Source organism: Alkalispirochaeta alkalica DSM 8900 (genome assembly GCF_000373545.1).
Lineage (GTDB): Bacteria > Spirochaetota > Spirochaetia > DSM-27196 > Alkalispirochaetaceae > Alkalispirochaeta > Alkalispirochaeta alkalica.
Genome location: NZ_KB891691.1, coordinates 332,852 through 348,410, shown reverse-complemented (window position 1 = coordinate 348,410; position 15,559 = coordinate 332,852). Strand labels below are relative to the sequence as shown.

The window sequence follows — 15,559 nt, the reverse complement described above, 5'->3', positions numbered from 1 at the left end:
TCNGCTGTCTTCTCCGCCGATGACCGAGTCCATGGTTGGTTCTGCCCGCTCGAGCCTGCGCAGAACCTGCTCCAGGCGCTGAACAAAGGGGTGTTCCTGAAAGACGACGCCGTCTATCTTCGCCCGGAGCGAAAGCCTCCGCCGCGAGGCGCTCCGGGAGCGCTCAAAGTGGCGCCCCACGGCGAGAAAGGCCACCACTCCCGCCGCTGTGCTGCCCAGCAACTCGTCTACCAGGGGTATGGGCGTGTGAACAACCAGGGCCAGAAAGAAGAAGNCCACCAGAAAGACCCCCGAGGCAATAAGAAACCGGGGGATGAAACGTTTTTCGTTGATCCAGTCCCGAACATCTTCCTCTATCCTGCGATAGAGCTCGTTTCGGAGGTGGGTAAGCGCCTCTACCCGGGGTTCTGCCCCAAACAGNCCCTCCACGGGTGTGGAGGCCGTTACCTGAAGGAGTGCTCCCCGTGTAACAAAAGGATGAAGGAAGAGGGACGTGCCGTCGCACAAAGCGAGATGGTAGAGGGTTACCGGAGGAGCGAGGGTTCCCGTTTGCATTATACTGCAGGGTACGGNGAGAGTCCGGTGCTCGTCAAGAGGGCTTTNNTAATAGAAAAAATAAAACAAATTTTTTCACAAATTCCATTTTTATACACGGTGCTTCCCGNAGACCATCGGTCCGGGCTATCATAACGCCGTCCGAACAGAGTAGACTAGGCCGTCAGGAGGAAAGTTACCCATGCCCGTTTTACATATCACCACGAACCAGACAATTCCCGAGACAGACCGCCCGGGAGTGCTCACCGCTGCATCTACGACGGTATCGGAAATGCTCGGCAAGCCCGAGTCCTATGTCATGGTTCATCTTGAGGACTGTCAGGATCTGTCCTTTGGAGGAACCTCCGATCCCACGTGTATCATGCAACTCAAGAGCCTGGGTTTGCCCGAGGAGCAGACCGCCGATTTTTCCAGTCGGCTCTGTGATTTTGCCGATGTCCACCTGAATGTCGAGCCCGATCGCACCTACATCGAGTTTATNAACCCCCCGCGCCACATGTGGGGATACGACCGACACACCTTTCAGCGCTGAGAGCAGGCNCCGCAAAGCTTGCCGAAGCCCGACCGGTTCTGTGTCACCNATCTTTAATTTCCAGGAGAGAGCCCTGCCATGAGTGATTCCCCAAAGGATTCCACCGGGACGTNCCCCGCTTCCGCCGGCCCCAGCGATTCCGGTGTCGGCACCGATTTCATTCGCTCGATCATCAACGAAGATATCCGTACGGAATCGCTCCAGGGNGCGGTTCACACGCGATTCCCACCGGAGCCGAACGGATATCTGCATATCGGCCACGCCAAGTCGATTATTCTGAATTTCGGTATTGCCCAGGAGTATCGGGGGCTATGCAACCTCCGGTTTGACGATACCAACCCGGTNAAGGAAGACACCGAGTTTGTCGAGTCCATTATGGAGGACATCCGCTGGCTGGGTTTTGACTGGGAGGACCGGCTGTACTTCGCTTCGGATTANTTCGAGCAGCTGTATCAGTGGGCAGAGTGGCTTATCAGTCACGACAAGGCCTACGTGGACGAGCTCTCGGCNGAGGAGATCCGGCTGTACCGGGGTACGCCCACCGAGCCGGGGAGAAACAGCCCCTGGCGCGACCGGCCTCGGGACGAGAGCCTCGACATGTTCCGTCGCATGCGAAAGGGGGAGTTCCCCGATGGACACTGTATCGTTCGGGCCAGGATCGATATGGCTCACCCCAATATCAATATGCGGGATCCCGCTCTCTACCGGATTCGCCACATCCACCACCATCGCACGGGTGATGCCTGGTGTATCTACCCGACCTACGATTTTGCCCACGGTCAATCGGATGCTCTCGAGGGAATCACCCACTCGATCTGTACTCTGGAGTTCGAAAATCATCGCCCCCTCTACGATTGGCTCCTGGAGAACCTCCCGGTGCCTCACAGGCCCCGGCAAATCGAGTTTGCCCGCCTGAATCTGACCTGGACGGTCATGAGCAAGCGCAAGCTTCTCCGGCTCGTTCAGGAGGGGTTTGTCGATGGCTGGGACGATCCCCGGATGCCCACAATCTGCGGATTACGGCGGCGCGGATACACGCCCCGGGCTATCAAGGATTTCTGCGCTCGCATCGGCGTTTCCAAGACAAACAGCACCGTCGATCTGGCGCTTCTGGAGTTTTCCCTCCGGGAGGATCTNAATGCCCGGGCTCCCCGGTATATGGGTGTTGTTGACCCGGTAAAGCTGGTGATCACCAACTGGCCCCAGGGCAAAATCGACTATTTCGACGCTCCCACGAGCCCCGATGATCCCCAGGGCGGAACGCGGCAGATCCCCTTTTCGGGGGAGCTCTACGTGGAGCGGGAGGATTACATGGATGATCCTCCGCGCAAATGGTTCCGCCTGGGCCCGGGGAGGGAGGTCCGCCTGAAGTTCGCCTACTACGTGACCTGCCAGGAGGTCCTGTACGACGAAACGGGGTCTCTGGTGGAGATTCGCTGTACCTACGATCCCGAGAGCAGGGGGGGCGATACCCCCGANGGGCGGAAGGTGAAAGGGACGATTCACTGGGTCTCGGCAGCCCAGGCCGTTCCGGCGGAAATCCGTCTCTACGAGACCCTCTTTGATCGGGAAAACCCCGAAGAGGAAGAGGATTTTACCCAGGCCCTGAACCCCCGGTCGCTTCAGGTGCGTCAGGGGTTTGTAGAGCCCGCTCTGGCCAGTCTGGCGCCGGGCGAGTCGGTGCAGTTTCTCAGGATGGGATACTTTTGCCGGGACATCCGGGACATCCGGGACGGTCAGGGGGAACGGCCGGTCTTTAACAGGTCTGTTACCCTGAAAGATGCCTGGGCACGAATCATCCGCAATCAGCGGGAGAACGAATAAATCCAGCCGGGAGGGGGCCGTGGCCCCGGTCCCGGCGTCCGGGATCCAGGCTCCGCCAGATCAGGCCGGAAATCCGGCCAGATAGGGCAGGCGGCGGGCCGTTTCCCCTATCTCCTCTGCCCGGGAGAGGAGCACCGATGTAGAGTCCCAGCTCCCGGCGATGAAGGCGCTCCGGTAGGCGGGGTGCATGGAAAAGNGGAAGGTTCTGTTCCCGCTGCGGACCTCGCCGGCCGGAAGATCCAGCTCTACCTGTCTGGAAGGGTCTGCCTCGATCAGGCCCATCAATTCCGCCATGGCATCCTGCTCCAGGGCCACGGCGGGAACACCCAGGGCCGTACAGTTGCCGGCGAAGATCTCGGCGAAGGATTCTCCCAGGACCGCCCTGATTCCCGCGCGCATAAGCGCCTGTGGGGCGTGTTCCCGGGAAGAACCACAGCCGAAGTTCTTGTTGGNCAGGAGAATTTCGGCCCCCTGGTAGCGTTCCTCGTTGAAAGGGTGGGCCTTGGGGTTCCCTTNCTCGTCGTAACGCAGATCGTAGAACGCGTANTGACCCAGACCGTCGAAGGTGACAACCTTCATGAAACGGGCGGGGATGATCTGGTCCGTGTCGATATCGTTGCCCCGGACAACCACGGCACGTCCTGTGATGTGTTTGATCGCTTGTTTTATCTCGTTCATGGTTTTGCCTCCTCCCGTCAGGCCCTGGTCCCGGCCTGGGGCGCATAGTCCCGGACGTCCACAACTTCCCCTTCGATCGCCGCAGCAGCGACCATGGCAGGGCTCATCAGGAGGGTTCGCCCCGTGGGAGAGCCCTGACGACCCACAAAGTTTCTGTTCGAGCTCGATGCGGAGATCTCGCGTCCCTCGAGTTTGTCGGGGTTCATGGCAAGACACATGGAGCAACCCGCGCCGCGCCACTCGAAGCCGGCTTCCTCAAAGATTCGGTGGAGCCCCTCCCGTTCCGCCTGGATNGCCACCCGCTTTGAACCGGGCACCACCATGGCTCGCACGGATCGGGCTACGCGCCGCCCCTGAACCAGCCGGGCCGCCTCGCGGAGATCGCTGATCCGTCCGTTGGTGCAGCTGCCGATAAAAGCAACATCGATCTTCTTTCCCAGGATGGGGTCCCGTTCGGCGAAGCCCATGTGGCTCAGGGCCTTTTCGGCGATGTCCTGATCGTCCCGGGGGAGATCCTTCAGGGTGGGCATTCTGCCGTCGACGGGGATGGCCTGTCCCGGAGTTATCCCCCAGGTTACCATGGGTTTCAGCGAGGTCGCGTCCAGTTCGTAGACGTCGTCGTATTCTGCGTCATCTCCACTGGCGATCTGTCGCCAGTATTCGGTGGCTCGTTCGAAGGCCTCCCCCCGGGGGGCGTAGCGCCGGCCCCGAAGGTAGTCGAAGGTAGTCTCGTCGGGGTTGATGTACCCCACGCGGGCGCCCCCCTCGATACTCATGTTGCAGATCGTCATGCGCTCTTCCATGGAAAGTTGCCGGATCGCCTCGCCGTTGTACTCGTAGGCGTAGCCGATACCACCGTTGACCCCCAGGTCGGCGATGATGCGCAGGATGATGTCCTTCGCGTACACACCAGGCTGCAGAGAGCCGGTGACGTTAATTTTCCGAACCCTGGGTCTGCTCAGGGCCATGGTCTGGGTTGCAAGAACGTCCCGGATCTGGGAGGTGCCGATTCCGAAGGCGATCGCCCCGAAGGCTCCGTGGGTGGAGGTGTGGCTGTCTCCGCAGGCTATGGTCATCCCCGGCTGGGTAAGTCCCAGCTCGGGGCCGATGATATGCACGATCCCCTGATCGTCGGTGTGGAGACCAAAAAACTCGATGCCGTGGGTGCGGGTGTTCCGCTCCAGGGCCTGCATCATCTCCTCGGCGAGGCGGTCCTTGAAAGGGCGTTCCTGATTCGCCGTGGGAACGATGTGGTCCACCGTCGCGAAGGTTCTCTCGGGATGAAGCACCGACAACCCCCGTTCCTCCAGCATCTGGAACGCCTGGGGTGAGGTAACCTCGTGGATCAGGTGCAAACCGATGAAGATCTGATCCTGTCCAGACTCCAGGGTTCCCACCTTGTGCAGATCCCAGACGGTGTTAAAGAGATTCTTTTTTTGTTGCATCTTTTCTGTTCCTCCCGGCCCTAGGCCGTGTGCTGGTCACCCCGAACCATGAGGACCTTGCCGGTCCGCACCAGTTCAATGATCTCGTAGCTGTTGAGAACCCTCGTTACGTTATCGACCTCGTCGGATGACCCGGTGATCTCCAGGGTTATCACGGCTTCGCCGATATCGACGATATCGCACTGCAGTGCCCGGGCCAGCTGCAGAATTTCCGATCGCGCCGGAGTGGTGCAGGCTATTTTGATCAGCGCCAGCTCCCTCTGGATGATATCCTCGCCGGTCCGGTCCGAGGCGTGGACCACATCAATGAGCTTGTTCAGCTGTTTGAGAATCTGGTCCAGGGTTTTTTCGTCCCCCGATGCGACGATATTCATCATGGAATACTCGGGGTTGCTCGATGGTGAGACCACGAGGCTGTCGATGTTGTACCCCCGCCTGGCAAAGACCAGGGATATTCGGATCAGCGCCCCCGGACGGTTTGCCACGAGAACGCTGATCGTGTGCTTCCGTTCTCCCCTGGTGCGATCCAGTATTGTGTCGATCTGAGCAGTGTTGTTCTTCATCAGGTACTCCCCACAGGTTTGGCAAGTTTTTTCTTTGGTGCTTCCACGAGCATCTCCGAATAGCCCGCTCCGGCGGGGATCATCGGATATACGTTGTCTTCCTTGAGCACTTCAGCGTCGATCAGGCAGGGGCCGTCGTTGTAGGCCAGGGCAGCCGCAACGACCCGCTTTACATCGGCTCCGCGGCGTATGCGGTATCCCTTGACACCAAAACTCTCGGCGAGTTTCACGAAATCGGGGTTGCCCTTCATGTCCACTCCCGAGAGGCGGTTGTCGAAGAAAAGCTCCTGCCACTGGCGAACCATCCCGAGATAGGAGTTATTGATGATCACGATCTTCACGGGAAGCTTGTGGATCACCGCCGTTGCCAGTTCGGGCATGGTCATCTGGAACCCGCCGTCCCCCACAAAAGCGACGACCCGTGCCCGGGGATGCGCAAACTGGGCCCCGATCGCCGCAGGGAGGCCGAAGCCCATGGTGCCCGCGCCGCCGCTGGAGAGCCACTGGTAGCGCTGGCTGATGAGATAGTGCTGGGCCGCCCACATCTGGTGCTGCCCCACGTCGGTGGAGACGTAGGCCTGTCCCTCGGTCTGGCGGTATATCTCGTCGATCACGTGCTCTGCCCGAAGTTTCCCGCTCTTTTTGAACTTCAGGGGATATTCCCGACGCCATATTTCGATCTGGGCGAGCCAGTCGGCGGTGTCGCCCGGTTCCACCCTGGAGGCGATCTGCTCAACCACCGTGGCGGCGTCGCCCTCTATGGCCAGATCCATCTGAAGGGTCTTGTTGAACTCCGAAGAGTCGATATCGATGTGGATCTTCTCGGCGTCACGACAGAACTTTGAGGGGTCACCCACGATTCTGTCGTCCCAGCGGGACCCCACCGAGACGATCAGATCGCAGTGTTCCACGGCGCGGTTTGCGTAGGCCGTGCCGTGCATGCCCAGCATGCCCAGGGAGAGGGGGTGGGTTTCGGGGAACCCTCCCTTACCCAGGAGGGTGTTTACCACGGGGATCTGCATCTTCTCGGCCAGATAGATGAGTTCCTTTCCCGCTCCCGATATGATCGCGCCGTGACCAACCAGGAGAACGGGCCGCCGGGATCGTTCGATCATTCGCACGGCCTGTTCGATCTCGCTGGAGGATCCCTCGCCGGGGAGAGAGTAGCCCCGGATGGTGATATCTCCGCCGTATTCTGTCTCGCCCTGGTAGATCGCGCTGGAAACATCCTTGGGCATATCGATCAGGACCGGGCCGGGACGTCCGGTCTGGCAGATATAGAAGGCCTCTTTCATCACCTGGGGGATATCCTGCACGTCCTTGACGAGGTAGGAGTGCTTTACTACGGGGTAGGAGATGCCCGATACGTCGGCTTCCTGAAACGCATCGAGACCGAGGTTCCAGGTGGTCTGCTGTCCTGAGATGATCACCATGGGGACCGAATCCATCTGGGCCGTGAGAATGCCGGTGATCGTGTTGGTAGCTCCCGGCCCGGAGGTTACCAGGACAACGGCGGGTTTTCCCGTTGCCCGGGCGTACCCGTCGGCCATATGGGCTGCCCCTTGTTCGTGGCGGCTCAGGACAAACTTGACCGGTGAATCTACCAGAGCGTCGAAGATCGGGATTGCCGCTCCTCCGGGGTAGCCAAAAATGTACTCCACTCCGTGGTGGTGGATCATGTCCACGATGATTTGCGCACCGTTTTTCTGGTTCATTCCTTCCTCCTGCCTGTCTCTGGCGGCTTCTGAGGGTTTCACCGATGAGCCCTTTCGCCAACAGATGGTAATTGTTTTCCTTTTTATTCGGTNAAGTCAAGAGCTTGACAAAATTTTTGCTGAATTTTTTACGGATTTGGTGGTGTTTTGCTCGAATGTCCGTGTTTAATGGGTCTTTTTTTCATGATCCAAGGACATATTAGCGGTCACATAAAATTTTGGGGCGATTTTTTTTCCTTTTCCCATGGCAGCGCCGGGGGAATAATGGTAGTATTTCACCGACAGGTATAGACTGGTATCGATCGTACCAGGCCAGAAGGGCGGCGCCTGGCACGATCCCGGACCTCGCTGAGCCGCCGGAAAGGAACTATCCCGTGCATCACCTTCTGGGCGACGATGTCGCATTCATCAGAGCCGGGCTCGAGAGCTATTTTGATACCCGGGCGGCGCAGATGCTGCCCTTTCATCCCTGGGGTGAAGATCTGCGGTCCCGGTTTCGGGCCTTNTCCCTGGNGGGGAAGCTCCTGCGGGGCGCCCTGGTGCCCTTCACGTTCAGACTTTTTTCCCGGGAAGAACCCTTCTCTCCGGCCTGTCGTGATGCGGGGGTCGCTATGGAGCTTCTTCAGACCTTTCTTCTGGTCCACGACGATATTATGGACCAGGACAGAGTGCGCCGGGGAGGTCTGGCGGTGCACGCCCAATACGAGGAANACCTTTCCCGCCTGGACCCGNGGGGNAATCCTGCCGGGAACGGTCATTACGGGATAGCCCAGGGGATCTGTGCCGGTGATGTGGCGGCCTTTCTGGCGGTGCAGCTCGTCTCGGATCTGGATGCTCCGGCCCCGGTTCGGGCGGAGCTGGTCTCTNTGGTTTCCCGGGAGATCGTTGCTGTCGGGCTGGCCCAGATGCAGGATGTTCATCACTCGGCGGTTCCCCGGGCAGAGCCGGAAAAGATTCTGGAGGTATACACGGGCAAGACGGGGCGATACACCTTCAGTCTCCCCATGATGACCGGCGCCCGTCTCTCGGGGCAATCCGGTGAGGTGTTGCAGCTTCTCCGGCGGTTCGGTGAGAGNCAGGGGCGAATTTTCCAGATTCGGGACGATCAGCTCGGCATTTTNGGCGACCACCGGGTGATCGGCAAGCCCGTGGGGAGCGACATCCGGGAAAACAAGAAGACCCTCTTCCGGGAGGAGCTCTTTCAGCGGCTTCCCGGGGATGCTNCNGTACTCGGGTATTTCGGCTCAGANCGGATCGGGCCTGAAGAGCTNGAGGAGGTCCGCCAGGCCCTCCGNGAAACGGGTGTGATGGATGCCGTGGAGGAACAGGTTGCCCGGGACCGGGATGAGTCGTTGCAGATTATCGATGATCTTCCTCTTTCTTCGGGGGGGCGCGATGCTCTGGAAGGGCTNGTCTCCTATAATCTCACCCGGCTGCGGTAGTCGGTCCGGTGGTCTTCACCTTCACCCGGGCACGGCGNCCNCCCGGGCGGTCTGCNCAGNATCGGGCTCCCAGGGCGTGGCTCTGCGNCATATTGCCAGAAAATGGTGGTGGGCCCNGGGGTCNTCGGTGAGTTCNGGATGAAAGGTGAGGGCCAGGAGGTTTCCCTGGCGTACTGCCACGGCCTCGTTATCCAGAAAGGCAAGGACTTCGACCTGTTCATCCCGGGCTGTGATGCGGGGGGCCCGAATAAAGACGCCCGTCAGGGGAGGGGCGAAAGGGGNNGGGGTGTCGCATGGGGACTCCCCGCGCGGGTTCGCGCCTGCGGGCGGGTCAGGTTTTTTCAGCGGGCCTGTCNCTGCCGGTAAATCCGGCAGTGAACCCGGTTCTGCCAGGGGGCCCCAAAGAGGGGCCTCAAAGCTCTCGATCTGGCGGCCGTAGGCGTTTCTTTTNAGGGTTATATCCATGAGGCCGAGCCGGGGCTGGTCGCTCCCCTCGATCGTTCTGGCGAGCAGGATGGCTCCGGCACAGGTTCCAAGGATCGGGAGCCCCTCCAGCGCAGCAGCGCGCACCGCCTGGATGAGGCCAAACCGTTCCATGAGCATGCCGATGGTGGTGCTCTCACCCCCGGGGATGACGAGCCCCCCGATTCCCGCCAGGTCCCGGGGCTGGCGTACCGGCCTCGCCGTTGCTCCCAGGCGGNTGATCATCTCGNAGTGACGGTGGAAGCCCCCCTGGAGGGCCACCACGCCGAGAGGCGCTTCACCCGTGGGGGACACTGCGGGGGGGCACATCGCTTNTACCAACCCCGGTCGGCGATCCGGTCGGTCTCGGGCATGGTGGAGACGTTGATCCCCGTCATGGCTTCTCCCAGCGAGCGGGAGATCTCCACCAGTTTTCCTGGATCGTCGTAGCACGCTACGGCGTCGACGATGGCCCGGGCGCGACGTTCGGGGTTATCCGACTTGAAAACGCCCGACCCGACAAAGACCGCTTCTGCCCCCAGATGCACCATGAGTGCTGCGTCTGCGGGGGTTGCCACACCACCGGCCGAAAAGTTGGGTACCGGGAGTTTTCCCGTGCGGGCGACCTCCTGGACCAGATCGAAGGGGGCGCCCAGGTCTCTGGCCCGGGTCATAAGCTCATCGGGGGGGCAGTTCTGAAGCGTTCGAATATCGCTCAGGAGCGTTCGCAGGTGCCGCACCGCTTCAACCACGTCGCCCGTTCCGGCCTCGCCCTTGGTTCTGATCAGGGCTGCTCCCTCGCCGATCCTCCGCAGGGCTTCGCCCANGTTGCGACAGCCACACACAAAGGGAGCAGCGAAATCGTGCTTGTCCACGTGATAGGTGTCATCGGCCGGTGTCAGGACCTCGCTCTCGTCGATGAAGTCGATCCCCATGGCCTGAAGCATTTGAGCCTCGACGATATGCCCGATACGGCACTTGGCCATGACCGGGATTGAGACGGCTTTCTGGATCTCTTCGATCATNGCGGGATCGCTCATGCGGGCGACTCCGCCGTGGGCGCGGATATCGGCGGGGACGCGCTCCAGGGCCATTACTGCCTGGGCTCCGGCATCGGCTGCTATCTTTGCCTGGGTTGCGTCGGTGACGTCCATGATGACGCCTCCCTTGAGCATCTCTGCAAGACCACGTTTTGTGCGCCACGTTGAGGATTGGCGCTCTGACCAGGTTGTTTCTTTCATGTTCTCCATAGTTCCTTGGGAAATTCCTTGTGAAAAGGTATACGTCGCGCGTCCTCTCGTCAATATCATGACTAGTGTGCTAATCATGGCTGGTGTGTTACACTTTCCCTGTTATGTCTATCCCAGCCGATACTCCTGCCGATAGCCCCGTGGGGGGTCTGGCTCAAAACCTGGCCCGTGTGGAAGAGCGAATTCACTCGGCCTGTCTTCGGGCCGGGCGTTCCCGCGATTCTCTTCGCCTTATGGCGGTGAGCAAGCACCAACCTCCTGAGCTCCTGAAGGAGGCGGTCAGGTTGGGGCTCCGGCTCTTTGGCGAGAGCCGGGTCCAGGAGACGATGGCCCGTCACGAGGTGTTCCCAGCGTCGGCCGAGGTTCATCTCATCGGACACTTGCAACGGAACAAGGCCCGGGATGCAGCACGACTCTACCAGGCGGTTCAGTCCCTCGATGCGGTTCGTACTGTGGAGGCCCTGAGCGCCCGACTCCATGAGGAGGGCCGACAGATTTCGGCCTTTCTGGAAGTTAACACCTCGGGGGAGGAGGCAAAAGCGGGGGTCCGCAGCTACGATGAACTTCTGCAGGTTGCCCTGGCTGTGGAAGCCTCTTCTTCCCTGACCTTGCAGGGGCTCATGACGATCGCTCCCTATACGTCTCGGGAGGAGCCCCTGCGAAGAGCCTTCTCCCGCCTCCGGACCGACCGGGATCGTCTCGAGGGGGAGTTGGGGAGGTCGCTGCCCGAGCTCTCCATGGGGATGAGCGGTGACCTGGAATGGGCCATTCTGGAGGGATCAACTATCGTCCGGGTCGGGACGGCTCTCTTCGGGAGNCGTCTTCCCTGAGTTCTCGTCCGATGACAGCGATGAAGGGAGAGATGGGTGGGGAGTGAAGGATGAGCAAAGGGGTGGATCAGGGGATGAGGAGCCGCTGGTGACACAGAAGAGGGCCTCGCGCCGGTTCGGGATCCGGGTGATGCTGGTGTCGGTCCTTCTTGGCCTGGTCACGCCCTCCTCCCCGGTAGTTGCGGGAGTCTGGCCCTCTGTGNAAGGGGTTAGTTTCCCTTCGGGGCGGGGGCCTCTCCCGGGCAGTTTTCTCTTTCAGGAGAAACCTCTTTTACCGTATCATGCGGGCCGTCCGGAGCTTCTGGGCAGCGATGCCCCGCCCCGGCCCTACGAACCCGGGGAGTTCCCCGAGTGGGCCCATCATCTGAGAAGAGGGGAGATCGTGGCAATCGGCTCTTTTCCCCTGGCGGTGATCGTGAGTGGAATCGGGCTTCAGCTGGGACGGTTTGCGGTGAAGAGTCTCGAGGAAGGGCAGTTTTCCCGGGAATACGCTCCTTTTTTCTTCTCCAGCCGCAGCGGTTCCCAGTACAACCAGGATGAGCGGGTGGGGCTTCTCATCTCGGCCGGCATTATCAGCGTGGCCGTGGCTGTGGCGGATTATATTCTTGGACGACGTGAGGGCAGGGTCGCTGCCGAAAAAGGAGATGAGAACAACCGATGAGCACCGAAACCTTTCACTATCAGATCCCCGAGGAATTTCCCGGCGGGAAGCGGCTTGATCTGTTCCTCGTCGAGGAAGCGGCGCTGTGTCGCCGCAGTCAGCTGAAGCAGAGAATCCGGGATCTCCGCTGCAACGGGAGGGCTGCAAAACTCTCCACCCGGATCTTTCCGGGAGATACCGTGGAGGGGTCTCTGGAAGCGCCCCCTCTGCCTGGAGTCGTTCCTCAGCCCGTGGAATTCCCGCTTCTCCAGGAGGGGACTTCCTTCCTGCTGATCGACAAACCCCAGGGCCTTGTGGTTCATCCGGGAGCGGGGCACCCCGACGGCACAGTCGTCAACGGGCTTCTCTGGCGCTACCGTAATGACCCCTTTTTCCAGGCTCTGAAAAACAACCCCGATGATGAGAGCTGTGAGGACAATTCCGAAGAGACCGATCAGGAGATCAACCTCAGGCCCGGTATCGTCCATCGTCTGGACAAGGATACCAGCGGAGTCATGATCATCGCCAAGACCCTGGAAACACACCAGTATCTGGTGGACCAGTTTATGGCAGGGAGCGTGAAGAAGCTCTACCTTGCCATAACCCGGGGTGCGATCCGCCAGAACCAGGGGGTGATAGATTCACCCCTGGGACGTGATCCCAATCACCGGCGTCGCTTTGCTGTTACTCCCGGGTCGGGGAAACCTGCGCACACGGCCTTTCAGGTTCTCCGGCGGTTTCCCCAGCACACCCTGGTGCTGCTGAAGCCCTCCACGGGCCGCACGCATCAGCTTCGGGTTCACCTGGCCTCTCTGGGAACTCCCATCCTGGGCGATCCCCTCTACGCACGGCCCGACAGGCTTCTTCCCCAGGCTACCCTGATGCTCCACGCGCGCCTCCTGGAACTCTCCCCCGAGCCCGGTCAGGATCGACAGAGCTGGATCGCCCCCGTTCCCGAGCGCTTTCGCGAGGTATTGAGGGTTCTTTCAGGAAGGTCGGGAAAACCCGCCTGATCAGGCGGGTTCGCAGTGATCCCGGTAATAGGGGCTCAGGTGCTGCTCTGCCCGGATCGTCGAGGGAGGTCCCACAGCGGGAAGAAGAATCATCTCCCGCTCTGCCCGGGGGATGGTGAAGATCATATCCTTCATGGTGGCCACCAGGAGTTCCTCGTTATAGGAGGAGGGCGTCTCGCCCAGAGTTCCTGCGTGGACGATCGTTCCCGTGAAGAGCAGCTCGCCCAGGCGGTACATGTAGGAACTGGTCGAGTGGGGGAGTACGGGCAGGGCCTGCAGGCGGAGGCCACCGATCTCGAGGGTATTTACCTCCTCGGGAACCAGGTGTTCGCAGGTGATGCCAAACATATCGTTCGTTCCGGCCACCAGCTGGTAGGAGTATATCCGGCAGAGCGTGCGCAGGGCATGCCGCATATAAGCTTCGGGATGGGTGACCAGGACCCACCGAACAGTCAGGTTATGCTGGAGTAACAGCGAGTAGAGTTCGTTGTCCAGATGAACCGGGTCCAGAAGGATTGCCTCGGAGGAATCCCGTCCCGCCACAACGTAGCAGTTGGTCCGGCTGATAGGGCTGAAGTAGGGAATAACCCGCAGCCCGGGGGCTGACTCTTTCTCATCGCGGGAGCCCCTGCCGGGCTCTGCGCTGGTGATTTTTGAGAGGTTTGAGTGATCGGGGGTGCTCAAAAACAGGCCTCCTCGTGGTTGGAAAACTTGAAGGATACCTCCTGGCGTTCCGAGAACTGGAAGAGAGCGTCCTTGAGGTCNCAGTTGGCGAACCGCACATCCCGGAGGCGGGCGTTAATAAAGCGGCTCCGGCGGAGCGAGCAATCGCTGAAATCCGTCTCTCTGGCGGCAATCGCGTTGAAGTTGCACATGTCGGCCGTTGCACCCGTGAAGGTGCACCGGGTAAGGCGACTCCCGGCGAAGACGGAATCCATGAGGTGGCTCATGTCAAAATGACAGTNCTCNAAGACGGCGAAATCGGCGAAGACGCAGTCCCAGGTGGTGTCACGAAAATCACAATTCCGGAAGGTCGCCCCCGAGAAGGCTACCCAGCGCAGGTGTCTTCCCCGCAGATCCAGATCACTGAAGGATGATCCGCGTCCGTCGAGATGCTCCATCACCGAGGGGNNCTCGCCGATGATCCCGGGCAGCGTCTCCTGATCTACCTTTTGCTCAAACACCCCGCCAGTGTACGAAGAGGAGGGTAACTTGCACAACCGGTGAGGGCGCGCTACAATCGGAGCGATGGCGAAATGTTTCCGTTGCAACGCTGATTTTCCCCCCGATATTCCCCTCACNCGCAGTGAAGAATGCCCCCGTTGCTTCCAGCCCCTGCGATGTTGCCGGAACTGCGGATTCTACAGCCCCGGCTCTCACTGGGATTGCCGGGANACGGTCTCCGAGCAGGTTCTGGACAAGGANCGGGCGAACTTTTGCGATTTCTTCCGTCTCAACACCAGGGGAGGCGGAGGCAGGGAAACCGGAAGGGGCTCTGTCGGGAGATCTTCCCCCGACGGGAAGGAAACTCCCCCGGCACGGAAAGCCTTCGATGATCTCTTCTCATGAGCCGGGGGCTCCCGAGCGGGGAGNCTCTACCCAAGGTCCGTCTGCTCCCTTGAACTGCCCGGGTCGCGTGGTGGTTCTGTCCGGGGAGCTCCTGCAAGACAGGGGGGCTCAGGGATATTCTTTTCAGGTGGTCTCTCGCGATGGTTCTCTTTCTTGATTCCGGTGTGGGCGGGCTTGTCTATCTGGAGGAGTTCCAGAAGCGACGCCCCGACGTCCCCTGCCACTATGTGGCCGATACTGCCTTCTTCCCCTACGGNACACGCCCCCCCGAAGAGGTGCGGGACCGGCTCGTTGCTCTCGTGGGAGCAATCCTGAACCGCGGGCTCTCGCCCGAGGTGATCGTCGTCGCCTGCAATACCGCCTCGGTGGTGGCCCTGGGGGCTCTCCGCAGGACCTGGTCCATCCCCTTCGTGGGGGTTGTGCCCGCTGTGAAGCCCGCTGCGGCCAGGACGCGTACCGGTCATCTGGCCCTCCTGGCAACGGTGCAAACCACCCGGGATCCCTATACCGACGACCTGGTGAAGACCTTCGCCCGGTATTGCCGGGTTTCGCGTCTGGGGCTGCCCCGGCTGGTACAGGCTGCCGAGGAGTCCTTCTGCTCCAGGGAGACGAAGGTTTCCCGGGTTATTCGGGAGGAGGTCCTCCCCGTACTCGACGAGGATGTAGATACGGTTGTCCTGGCCTGCACCCATTTTGTGCGCTATCGCCATCTCTTTTCGCACATTCTGGGGCCATCGGTAACGGTGGTTGATTCCCTGGAGGGGGTTGTCCAGCGAACCCTTGCGATCTATCCCCGGGAACAGCTCCGGGCCCGGGAACCGCATCCGGGGGACGAGGATGTCCCTCGTAACCAGTCCCTGCTCTTCCATACGGGGCCACTTTCGCCTGGCCAATCCTGTCTCGCCGAGAGGTATCAGATGCAGACCCTCGTTCTTCTTTCCGAAGTTGGGCCCGANCCCGAAACAAGTCCCGAAGATGATCCTGCAGCTCTTCGCGAAACTGAAGGAGAGGTTCTCTCGNCGTGAGTCTTTCAGCCGTTAT

General features: G+C 60.5%; 15 protein-coding genes. 7 read left to right on the top strand and 8 right to left on the bottom strand.

What is annotated here, in order from left to right; all coding sequences use genetic code 11:
- Positions 1-736: 736 nt before the first annotated feature.
- Positions 737-1,087 carry a phenylpyruvate tautomerase MIF-related protein gene (locus B071_RS0101490; protein WP_018525335.1) on the top strand — a complete coding sequence of 117 codons (351 nt, stop codon included), beginning with the start codon at positions 737-739 and terminating at the stop codon, positions 1,085-1,087.
- Positions 1,088-1,165: 78 nt separating this feature from the next.
- A complete protein-coding gene (locus tag B071_RS0101485) occupies positions 1,166-2,911 on the top strand; it encodes a glutamine--tRNA ligase/YqeY domain fusion protein (RefSeq protein WP_018525334.1) in 1,746 nt (581 codons plus the stop codon).
- A gap of 60 nt (positions 2,912-2,971) precedes the next feature.
- Here the strand turns inward: B071_RS0101485 and leuD are convergent, their stop codons facing one another.
- The 4 genes from leuD to ilvB form a co-directional block, all read right to left on the bottom strand.
- Positions 2,972-3,589 carry a 3-isopropylmalate dehydratase small subunit gene (gene leuD / locus B071_RS0101480; protein WP_018525333.1) on the bottom strand — a complete coding sequence of 206 codons (618 nt, stop codon included), beginning with the start codon at positions 3,587-3,589 and terminating at the stop codon, positions 2,972-2,974.
- 17 nt (positions 3,590-3,606) lie between these two features.
- Positions 3,607-5,034 (bottom strand): 3-isopropylmalate dehydratase large subunit, encoded by a 1,428-nt coding sequence (gene leuC, locus B071_RS0101475; RefSeq protein WP_018525332.1) that lies wholly within the window; start codon positions 5,032-5,034, stop codon positions 3,607-3,609.
- A gap of 20 nt (positions 5,035-5,054) precedes the next feature.
- Positions 5,055-5,597, bottom strand: coding sequence for an acetolactate synthase small subunit (gene ilvN, locus B071_RS0101470; RefSeq protein WP_018525331.1), 543 nt, complete (start codon positions 5,595-5,597; stop codon positions 5,055-5,057).
- Positions 5,597-7,312 carry a biosynthetic-type acetolactate synthase large subunit gene (gene ilvB / locus B071_RS0101465; protein WP_018525330.1) on the bottom strand — a complete coding sequence of 572 codons (1,716 nt, stop codon included), beginning with the start codon at positions 7,310-7,312 and terminating at the stop codon, positions 5,597-5,599. Before ilvB ends, ilvN begins: the two co-directional genes overlap by 1 nt.
- Positions 7,313-7,764: 452 nt before the next feature.
- Here ilvB and B071_RS15230 point away from each other — a divergent pair, with 452 nt between their 5' ends.
- Positions 7,765-8,754, top strand: coding sequence for a polyprenyl synthetase family protein (locus B071_RS15230; protein ID WP_438829524.1), 990 nt, complete (start codon positions 7,765-7,767; stop codon positions 8,752-8,754).
- A 21-nt stretch (positions 8,755-8,775) separates the two neighbouring features.
- Here the strand turns inward: B071_RS15230 and pdxT are convergent, their stop codons facing one another.
- Positions 8,776-9,462, bottom strand: a complete 687-nt coding sequence (pdxT, locus tag B071_RS15225; RefSeq protein WP_245534030.1) for a pyridoxal 5'-phosphate synthase glutaminase subunit PdxT — start codon at positions 9,460-9,462, stop codon at positions 8,776-8,778.
- Positions 9,459-10,457, bottom strand: coding sequence for a pyridoxal 5'-phosphate synthase lyase subunit PdxS (gene pdxS / locus B071_RS0101450; RefSeq protein ID WP_083914313.1), 999 nt, complete (start codon positions 10,455-10,457; stop codon positions 9,459-9,461). Before pdxS ends, pdxT begins: the two co-directional genes overlap by 4 nt.
- A gap of 113 nt (positions 10,458-10,570) precedes the next feature.
- Here pdxS and B071_RS0101445 point away from each other — a divergent pair, with 113 nt between their 5' ends.
- The 3 genes from B071_RS0101445 (at position 10,571) to B071_RS0101435 (ending at position 12,949) form a co-directional block, all read left to right on the top strand.
- On the top strand, positions 10,571-11,296 hold the full coding sequence (locus tag B071_RS0101445; RefSeq protein ID WP_018525326.1) for a YggS family pyridoxal phosphate-dependent enzyme: 726 nt from the start codon (positions 10,571-10,573) through the stop codon (positions 11,294-11,296).
- Between the two features lie 130 nt (positions 11,297-11,426).
- Positions 11,427-11,957, top strand: coding sequence for a DUF8521 domain-containing protein (locus B071_RS20555; RefSeq protein ID WP_498365790.1), 531 nt, complete (start codon positions 11,427-11,429; stop codon positions 11,955-11,957).
- Positions 11,954-12,949 carry an RluA family pseudouridine synthase gene (locus B071_RS0101435; protein WP_018525324.1) on the top strand — a complete coding sequence of 332 codons (996 nt, stop codon included), beginning with the start codon at positions 11,954-11,956 and terminating at the stop codon, positions 12,947-12,949. Before B071_RS20555 ends, B071_RS0101435 begins: the two co-directional genes overlap by 4 nt.
- Here the strand turns inward: B071_RS0101435 and B071_RS0101430 are convergent, their stop codons facing one another.
- The gene (locus tag B071_RS0101430) at positions 12,950-13,633 is read right to left on the bottom strand and encodes an MBL fold metallo-hydrolase (RefSeq protein ID WP_018525323.1); all 684 of its coding nucleotides are present in this window, start codon (positions 13,631-13,633) and stop codon (positions 12,950-12,952) included.
- On the bottom strand, positions 13,630-13,824 hold the full coding sequence (locus B071_RS20395) for a pentapeptide repeat-containing protein (RefSeq protein WP_438829523.1): 195 nt from the start codon (positions 13,822-13,824) through the stop codon (positions 13,630-13,632). Before B071_RS20395 ends, B071_RS0101430 begins: the two co-directional genes overlap by 4 nt.
- An 834-nt stretch (positions 13,825-14,658) precedes the next feature.
- On the opposite strand from B071_RS20395, the gene murI reads away from it, so the two are divergent.
- The gene (gene murI / locus B071_RS15210; RefSeq protein WP_018525320.1) at positions 14,659-15,543 is read left to right on the top strand and encodes a glutamate racemase; all 885 of its coding nucleotides are present in this window, start codon (positions 14,659-14,661) and stop codon (positions 15,541-15,543) included.
- Positions 15,544-15,559 lie beyond the last annotated feature (16 nt).